A 6,436-nucleotide genomic window follows, 5' to 3' on the forward strand; every position below is an offset into this window, starting at 1 on the left:
GCCTGGAACCACGCGGCCGGGCCCAGCTGGAGCAGGAGGTGCTGGCCGCAGGGCTGTCCCGCGGCTCGTGCCCGCCGGACGCCCTCGCTCCGCCCCACTCGACGCGCCCCCTCGCACGCCCGTTACGCACCCCGGGGCCCCGCCAGGCCGCCCGATCTCACGCGACCGGAATCTGCCTCTCTCAGCGTTCCCTGCGGACCTCGCGGACGAGGCTCTCGGGCAGGGCCAGGTTCCACGCCGTGATCACGGGCTGTCCGTGCTCGGTGCCCAGGCGGGAGATCGCCCCGGTGGCGAGCTGGAAGAGGCTCCCGCCCGCGGGGGGAAGGTCCAGATAGCGGGCGGTGAGCACGCGCAGGAAGTGGGAGTGGGCGACGAGCACGACGTCCTCGTCGCTCGCGAGGCCCTCGGCCGTCGCGCGCACCCCGGCGAGCACCTTGTCGGCCCGTTCGCCGATCTCGGCCGGGCTCTCGCCCGGGTGCGCGGTGGGACCGGCCTCGACCCCGTCGGTCCAGAGGTTCCACAGGGGGCGGGTGCGGTGGATGTCGATGGTGGTGATGCCCTCGTAGCCGCCGTAGTCCCATTCCCGCAGCTCCGGGATGATACGGGGCGAGGTGAGTCCGGCCAGTTCGGCGGTGCGGCGGGCCCGGACCGAGGGGCTGACCAGGCTGAGCCCGACCTGGCGGTCCGCCAGCAGCGGGGCGAGCGCACGGGCCTGGGTCTCGCCGAACTCGGTGAGCGGCAGATCGGTGTAGCTGGTGTGCCGTCCGTTGCGGGACCATTCGGTCTCGCCGTGCCGGATCAGGATCAACTCGCCCATGGTGCGTCCGTTCTTCGTGCGTGTCGCTGCGATCGTGCAAACCCGCCGGACCACGATCGCATTCCGCCGGGACCGGGCCGTCCACGACGCGCCCGCCCGCGCACCGGCCCGTCCGTGCCCGACCGTGCCCGTCCGTGCACGGGCACGGAAGCGCACCGCCCGTACACGCGCCCGCCCCGGTGACGCGCGCCCCGGTGGCGCTCGCCCGTCACCGGGGCGGATGGTCGTGCGGGGTCGTATACGAATCAGCCGCGGACCACCCGCAGTCCGTCCTCGCCCACGACCTCGACGGTGTACGGGCGGGCTGTGTCCGAGGTCACGTGGACCGTGTCCCCCTCGCGCGCCACCCGGAAGGTGGCCGCGGGGGCCCCGGTGAGGTCGGGAACGGTGACCGTGCGGGTGAAGTCACCGGTGCCGGCGGGGGCGAACACGCGCAGTTCCAGTCCTTCCAGCCAGTCGCCGTCCGGACGCGAGACGTCCGCGCCGAGCGGCAGGACCGCGCCGGGGCGGACCAGGAGCGGGAGGCTGTCGAAGCCGTGGGTCTCCTGGCGCCAGGACGGTCCGGTGACCGTCTCGCCGGAGAGCAGGTGGGTCCAGGTGCCCTCGGGCACGTAGTACTCGACCTGCCCGTCCTCGGTGAAGACCGGGGCCACCAGGACGTCCCCGCCGAGGAGGTACTGCCGGTCCACGGTGCGGGTCGCCGGGTCGTCCGGGAACTCCAGCAGCATCGGGCGCATCACCGGGACACCGGTGCGGTGGGCCTCCACGGCGGCGCCGTACAGGTACGGCATGAGGCGGTGCTTGAGCTCGGTGAACTGCCGGGCCACGTCCACCGCCTCGTCGCCGAACTCCCACGGCACGCGGTAGGACGAGGAGCCGTGCAGCCGGCTGTGCGAGGAGAGGAGCCCGAAGGCGAGCCAGCGCTTGAAGACGGCCGGGTCGGGGGTGCCTTCGAAGCCGCCGATGTCGTGGCTCCAGAACCCGAAGCCCGACAGGCTGAGCGAGAGCCCGCCGCGCAGCGACTCGGCCATCGCGCCGAAGGAGGACCAGCAGTCGCCACCCCAGTGGACGGGGAACTGCTGGCCGCCGGCGGTCGCCGAGCGGGCGAAGAGGACGGCCTCGCCCTGACCGCGCTCCTCCTCCAGGAGTTCGAAGACGGCCTTGTTGTAGAGGTGCGTGTAGTAGTTGTGCATCCGCTCGGGGTCGGAGCCGTCGTGCCAGACGACGTCCGTGGGGATGCGCTCGCCGAAGTCCGTCTTGAAGCCGTCGACGCCCTGGTCGAGGAGTACCTTCAGCTTGGCCTGGAACCAGGCGGTCGCCTCGGGGTTGGTGAAGTCGACCAGCGCCATGCCGGCCTGCCACTTGTCCCACTGCCAGATGTCGCCGTCGGCGGTGCGGACGAAGTAGCCCTTCTCGGCCCCTTCCGCGTACAGGGCGCTCTTCTGCGCGATGTACGGGTTGATCCAGAGGCAGATCCGCAGACCGCGCGCCTTGAGACGGGCGAGCATGCCCACCGGGTCCGGGAACACCTCCGGGTCCCATTCGAAGTCCGACCACTGGTACTCGCGCATCCAGAAGCAGTCGAAGTGGAAGACGGAGAGCGGGATGCCCCGGTCCGCCATGCCCTCCACGAACGAGGTGACGGTCTTCTCGTCGTACGAGGTGGTGAAGGAGGTCGTCAGCCAGAGGCCGAAGGACCAGGCCGGCGGCAGCGCGGGGCGGCCGGTGAGGGCGGTGTAGCGGGCCAGGACGTCCTTGGGCGTCGGGCCGGCGATGACGAAGTACTCCAGCGTCTGGTCCTCGACGCTGAACTGCACCTGTCCCACGGCCTCTGAGCCGACCTCGAAGGAGACCTTGCCCGGGTGGTTGACGAAGACGCCGTAGCCGCGCGAGGAGAGGTAGAACGGGATGTTCTTGTACGCCTGTTCGCTGCTGGTGCCGCCGTCCGCCTGCCAGATGTCGACGACCTGGCCGTTCTTCACGTACGGGGTGAAGCGCTCGCCGAGCCCGTGGATGGTCTCGCCGACGCCGAGGGCGAGTTGGGCGGCCATGTGGTGACCGCCGTCCGGCAGGGTGGCGAAGGCCGTTCCCTTGCGGCCCGCGGTCGTCAGCAGACGGCCCTCGCCGTCCAGGAAGTCCAGGCCGAAGGCGCCGGAGTCGGAGAGCCGCAGGGTGAGCGGGCCGCTGGTCAGTTCGGCGGTGCCGTTCTCACGGCGGGTGGCGGCGGTCGCGTCCCCGGTCGCGCCGGGCAGGCCGAACTCGGGGCCGGGGTTGCGCTTTCCGGCGAGGTGCGTGACGCGCACGCCGATGACGCCCTCGGCGGGAGAGTGCGCCTCGACCGTGATGAGCGGGGCGTTGAGCGTGTCGCCCCGGCGCGTGACCTGCTTGACGGCGGCGTAGGCCGTGAGGCGGTCGGTGTCCAGGCGCAGATCGCGGACTTCGGTGGCGTACGAGGCGGACACACCGTCCCGCATCTGCCAGAAGCCGTCGGTGAACTTCATGGGGGGTCCTTAGCCGTTCTGCAGTCGTTCGGAGGATCAGGTCCGCGGGTTCAGCTCGCGGGACTGGTACGGGGGGGGCGGAGGCCGGGCACGCGCAGGGGTGGGTGCTCCGAGGGCCCGGGCTTCCGGGTGTCAGGGGTTCAGGAGGGCGGGTTCAGGAGAACGGGGGCCGCCCGGTCCAGGACCTGGACGATCCGGTCCCAGGTGGCCGTGTCACGCGGTACGGCGGCCAGCCGGCGGTCCGCGCCGGTGCCCCAGCCGGCGGCCAGGGCCACCGGATCGTCGCCGGTGACCGCGCCCGCGGCGAGTGCCGCGGCGCCCAGCGCGACCAGTTCGGTGGACTCGGGGACGATCACGGGCCGGCCGGAGAGGCGGCGCACGGTCTCGACCCACCGGGTGCCGCGCGCACCGCCGCCGATCAGGCGCAGGGGGGCGTCCGGGGCGTCCAGGGGCAGTTCGTCCAGCGCCCGCAGGATCGCCACGACGGCTCCCTCGTAGGCGGCGCCCAGGAGCTGCCGCGGGGTGGTGTCGTGCCGCAGGCCGGTGAGCAGCCCGGCGGCGTGCGGCAGGTCGGGGGTGCGCTCGCCGTCGAGGAACGGCAGCAGGACGGCCTCGCCGCCGGGTTCGGCGTCCTCGCGGTCCAAGCCCAGCAGAGCGGCCACCTTGTCCACGGCGAGGGTGCAGTTCAGGGTGCAGCCGAGCGGCAGGTGGGTGCCGTCCGCGGCGGCGAAGCCGGCGAGCAGCGGGGAGGACGGCCGGGTGCGGGTGGCGGCGAAGACGGTGCCGGAGGTGCCGAGGCTGACGACCGGGTGGTCGAGCAGGCCCCCCGCGCCGAGGCCCAGGCCGACCGCGGCGGCCATGTTGTCGCCGGTCCCGGCGGCCACCGCGATCCCGGCGGGGAGGCCGAGGTCGCGGGCGGCCCGCTCGGTGAGGTGCCCGGCCAGGGCCGCCCCGGTGGGGGCGACGGTGGAGAGCATGTCGGCGCGTATGCCGGTGAGCGCGAGCAGTTCGGGGTCGTAACCGTGTGCGGTGTGGGAGTACCAGAGCGTTCCGGAGGCGTCGCCCGGGTCGGTCACGGCGGCGCCGGAGAGCCGCTCGGTGAGGTAGTCGTGCGGGAGGCGGACGGCCGCAGCGGCGGCGACGGTGTCCGGTTCGTTCTCCCGCAGCCACTGCCACTTGGTGGCGGTCATGGAGGCGACGGGCACCGACCCGGTCCGCTCCAGCCACGCTTCGGGGCCGCCGAGCGCGGCGGTGAGGGCGGTGGCCTGGGGGGCGGAGCGGGTGTCGTTCCAGAGCAGCGCGGGGCGCAGCGGCCGGCCGCCGCGGTCCAGGACGACCAGGCCGTGCTGCTGCCCGGCGACGGCGATGCCGGCGACCGCGGCGGGGTCGAGGCCCGCCGTGCCGAGGGCCTCGGTGACGGCGGTGCGCAGGGCCTGCCACCACTGCTCGGGGTCGCTCTCGCGGGCGCCGTCCCGGCCGGTCACGGTGTGCGGGGCGCGGCCGACCGCCAGGACCCGGCCGGTCGGGATGTCGATGACCGCGGCCTTGGTGGACTGGGTGGAACTGTCCACGCCGATGACCGCGGACGGCCGGGGGACAGCGTCGTCCCGTGTTGCTCCGGACGGCATGTCGTACCTCGTTCCTGGGGAGTCTCATTTTGATCGTACACAAAACAAATACGGCGTGATTGCTGTGGATCGACCGTGAATCAGGCCACTACGAGCGATGTCGTCATACATATGACGGGAAAGTTGTCCGGGAGTGACCGTTGTGTCACGGAAGAGGTCTGGTGCGGCGTCAGGAATTGGAGTATTAGTACTGGGACTGAACAAATTGGTCGGTCGGCAGAGCAGCCGTCCGGGCCCGTCGATCAAGAGGCAGACATGTCGGACCGCTTCACTCCCACTTCCGCTGACAAGTTCACCTTCGGTCTCTGGACCGTGGGCTGGCGGGGCAACGACCCCTTCGGTGAGCCGACCCGCCCGGCGCTGGACCCGGTCGAGTCCGTCGAGCGGCTCGCGGAGCTCGGCGCGCACGGTGTGACCTTCCACGACGACGACCTGATCCCCTTCGGGTCCTCGGACAGCGAGCGCGCCGCGGTGATCGGCCGGTTCAAGGACGCGCTGGAGCGCACCGGCCTCAAGGTCCCGATGGCCACCACCAACCTCTTCACGCACCCCGTGTTCAAGGACGGCGGCTTCACCTCCAACGACCGCGACGTCCGCCGCTACGCGCTGCGCAAGGTCATCCGCAACATCGACCTCGCCGCCGAACTCGGCGCCGAGACCTACGTCGCCTGGGGCGGCCGCGAAGGCGCCGAGTCCGGCGGCGCCAAGGACGTCCGCGACGCCCTCGACCGCATGAAGGAAGCCTTCGACCTCCTCGGCGAGTACGTCACCGACCGGGGCTACGACATCCGCTTCGCGATCGAGCCCAAGCCCAACGAGCCCCGCGGCGACATCCTCCTGCCCACCGTCGGCCACGCCCTCGCCTTCATCGAGCGCCTGGAACGCCCCGAGCTCTACGGCGTGAACCCCGAGGTCGGCCACGAGCAGATGGCCGGACTCAACTTCCCCCACGGCATCGCCCAGGCCCTGTGGGCCGGCAAGCTCTACCACATCGACCTCAACGGCCAGTCCGGCATCAAGTACGACCAGGACTTCCGCTTCGGCGCCGGCGACCTGCGCCAGGCCTTCTGGCTCGTCGACCTCCTGGAGAACTCCGACTACACCGGCCCCCGCCACTTCGACTTCAAGCCGGTCCGCACCGACGGCTTCGACGGCGTCTGGGAATCCGCGAAGAACTGCATGCGCAACTACCTCATCCTCAAGGAGCGCGCCGCAGCCTTCCGCAACGACCCCGCCGTCCAGGAAGCCCTCACCGCCTCCCGCCTCGACGAGCTGGCACAGCCCACCGCCGCCGACGGCCTGGGCGGCCTCCTCGCCGACACCTCCGCCTACGAGGACTTCGACGTCGACGCCGCCGCCCAGCGCTCCATGGCCTTCGAAGCCCTCGACCAGCTCGCCCTCGACCACCTCCTCGGCGTCCGCTGACCCCAGGGGGACCAGGCGTCGCACCACGCGATGAGTCGACCGGCAGGGGCCGGACCGTCCGGCGG

Annotated in this window: 4 protein-coding genes; 1 reads left to right on the plus strand and 3 read right to left on the minus strand. The window is 72.1% G+C overall.

Annotated elements, in window-relative coordinates; genetic code table 11:
- Positions 1-181: 181 nt before the first annotated feature.
- The 3 genes from ACFWEP_RS29705 to xylB all read right to left on the minus strand — a co-directional run bounded on the left by ACFWEP_RS29705 (position 182) and on the right by xylB (position 4,946).
- Positions 182-817, minus strand: a complete 636-nt coding sequence (locus ACFWEP_RS29705) for a histidine phosphatase family protein (RefSeq protein WP_328718753.1) — start codon at positions 815-817, stop codon at positions 182-184.
- Between the two features lie 245 nt (positions 818-1,062).
- Entirely contained in the window at positions 1,063-3,318 is a 2,256-nt protein-coding gene (gene yicI / locus ACFWEP_RS29710; RefSeq protein ID WP_387374623.1) for an alpha-xylosidase, read from the minus strand.
- 140 nt (positions 3,319-3,458) lie between these two features.
- Positions 3,459-4,946, minus strand: a complete 1,488-nt coding sequence (gene xylB / locus ACFWEP_RS29715; RefSeq protein ID WP_387374625.1) for a xylulokinase — start codon at positions 4,944-4,946, stop codon at positions 3,459-3,461.
- Positions 4,947-5,201: 255 nt separating this feature from the next.
- Here xylB and xylA point away from each other — a divergent pair, with 255 nt between their 5' ends.
- Positions 5,202-6,371: a xylose isomerase gene (xylA, locus tag ACFWEP_RS29720; protein WP_387374627.1), complete on the plus strand. Its 1,170-nt coding sequence runs from the start codon at positions 5,202-5,204 to the stop codon at positions 6,369-6,371.
- The last annotated feature ends 65 nt before the right edge of the window (positions 6,372-6,436 follow it).

Source organism: Streptomyces sp. NPDC060198 (assembly GCF_042728415.1).
Lineage (GTDB): Bacteria > Actinomycetota > Actinomycetes > Streptomycetales > Streptomycetaceae > Streptomyces.